Below are 2,327 nucleotides of genomic sequence, written 5' to 3'. Positions count from 1 at the left end.
CTCGCCGCCAATCGTGGGATGTTATTTGTCTTTTCGCCACCTCGTCCAGTCAGCTTCTGGATGAAAAATACGCTGATTCCACTCGATATGGTGTTCTTGTCGAATGGCGTAGTCAAATATATCAGTGCAAAAGTCCCACCTTGTAAAACAGTTTCTTGTCCGGGTTATGGTCCAGATTCCCAAATTCCGATCGATAATGTCATTGAATTACCAAGTGGTAGAGCCGCAGAACTTCGCCTCAAAGTGGGCGATCGCTTGAAAATAGAAACCTACTCAGCCAAAATACTGAAATATTAATTGTTTCAAAGAGAAAGGCTATTAGCTGTGCTAAAATCCATCTTTAAATAATAAAAAACTCATTAAATTTACGGATACTCGGATTTTAACTTTAGACAACTACCGTATTCTCACGGATTTCAATTGGGTGATAACAAGATTAAATATTTGTAACTGCTACTTTCTGAATTTCTAGACTTGGAAATCGAGGCGTTGCAGTCATCATCACAAAATATCAAAATTTAAGGTCCATCACATCTTTAGACTCAGAAACTGCTGTCATCTCATTTCAGTCACTTCTGTACTCCCGATCGTTATGGATCGATCTGCGACTAAAAGCATCATTAATTTAAAATCTTTTTGAATCTTTCTGTAATTTAGACCGCAACCGCTGAAGATCCAGAGCAAACATTGCTTATCCCCAAAGCTCTAGGTGAGAACATTGGTAAGGTACTGACTCTGCTCTTTATTTAATAAACACATTTTTAACATTTAGCCGGAGGTACGGCAATGATCTCATCTACCCCAGTGACAAAATTAATTCGATTCTTGCAAGAAGACCTAGCGATTTCGGCATCTTCGATGGCGATCGTCCTCAAACAAAACGAGCACAATCCAGGCCCACTGCCGATGCTACTCTGGCAGTACGGACTAGTTACGATCGAACAACTCGATCGGATCTACGACTGGATGGATGCAGCTTAGGAGGCTTTAAGCTTTGGGTTTTGGGCTTTAGGGGATAGGACAGTTGGTAAAATAGTGACAACCCACTACAAGCGCGTCCCCACCGCCGCCAGTAGCATCTCATCAAAGAATTCTGCTAAAGGTATCCCGGCGGCTTTGGTCATCTCCGACAGTACGCTCGTCTTGGCAAAAGAGCAAAACAGTCCCGCTTCCAAGAACCACGGATTGCCCTGCGGATCGACCCGAAAATCAAACAGACTGTAGTGCCGACAGCCGAGCGCGACATGGCACTTTTTCGCGATCGCACCTACTCGCTCGGTGAGCGGATCGCGCGGATCGACGATCCATGACTTATTGCCATCCTTGGCGGCAAAGTCCAAATCGCCATCATTCTCCTTGAGCTTGTCAGCATAACTGCGAATCGGTCGCATTTTGGCATCTAAGGCGTACTCTTCCAGTGGAAGACAGATTAGCGTACCAGCTCGATCGATGACCCCACAGCGGACTTCTCGCCCCAGTTCGATGAATGTTTCTGCTAATACCTCATTGCTCTGAGCCAAAGCTACTTGCAATGCGGCATCGTATTCACTAGCATCCTTAGCTAAGGTAACGCCGATCGAGTTATCCCCATCCATCGGCTTAATCACCAATGGAAAATCCAGTGTCAGAGGATCTCCAGCGCGGAGCACCTCTCCTTTGGGCACAATTACACCAGCAGTGGCAACAATTGCCTTCGTCTTCGCCTTGTCAGCAACCAATGCCATCAGTGCGGCAGGATTACCCACATACGGAATATTCAACAAATTGAATAGGGCGCGATACTGAGTCATCCCTGGGATGCAAAACATCTGGGGTACCATCACATCGATCTGAAGCTTTTCTAGGATTGGGATAGCTGCTGCTAGTGACAGAGGCTGGGCTAACGCGATCGCCTCTTTACTCAGATCTATTGGAAACCGCCAAGTTTTGTCGGGTGAAATATAGGCAATGTGAAACTCGTACAGAAGTGGATCTGCGGTGTTCTCCAGACAATCCCGCGCATACAATCGCGATAAATCGCCGTAAAATTCGCTTACTGCCGAACCAACTAAATGAAGAACTCGTAATTTAGACATATATGAAAATAAGAGCGTTGCAGAATGCAAGTATGATAAGGGATATTTTTGATGTCTAGAAACATAGGTAGGGGCAATGTCTTGACTGAAACGCACGCTGAGGAAACCTCAGCGCGATTTCGGTCGCTTCATGAATTGCCCCTACCTATGTTTTCATACCTTAATTCAGCAATGCAAAAATAAGGATTTTTGAGGCAATGGTGGCGGTGATGTCGCTCGATCCATAATCGACGAGCGACATCACCGCCATTA

Annotated in this window: 3 protein-coding genes; 2 read left to right on the top strand and 1 reads right to left on the bottom strand. The window is 45.4% G+C overall.

Features of this window, described 5'->3' with window-relative positions; all coding sequences use genetic code 11:
* Both RMO35_RS16555 and RMO35_RS16550 read left to right on the top strand, forming a co-directional pair.
* Positions 1–297, top strand: a 297-nt coding sequence (locus RMO35_RS16555; RefSeq protein ID WP_309742420.1) for a DUF192 domain-containing protein, incomplete at its 5' end; no start/stop codon positions are given.
* A gap of 489 nt (positions 298–786) precedes the next feature.
* A complete protein-coding gene (locus RMO35_RS16550; protein WP_309742419.1) occupies positions 787–981 on the top strand; it encodes a DUF2949 domain-containing protein in 195 nt (64 codons plus the stop codon).
* 65 nt (positions 982–1,046) lie between these two features.
* Here RMO35_RS16550 and RMO35_RS16545 read toward each other — a convergent pair whose 3' ends face one another.
* A complete protein-coding gene (locus RMO35_RS16545; RefSeq protein WP_309742418.1) occupies positions 1,047–2,075 on the bottom strand; it encodes a D-alanine--D-alanine ligase in 1,029 nt (342 codons plus the stop codon).
* Between the last annotated feature and the right edge of the window lie 252 nt (positions 2,076–2,327).

It is taken from the genome of Chamaesiphon sp. OTE_20_metabat_361 (assembly GCF_031364565.1).
Note: the sequence above shows the minus strand (reverse complement) of the source record. Positions and strands in the feature narration are given on the sequence as shown.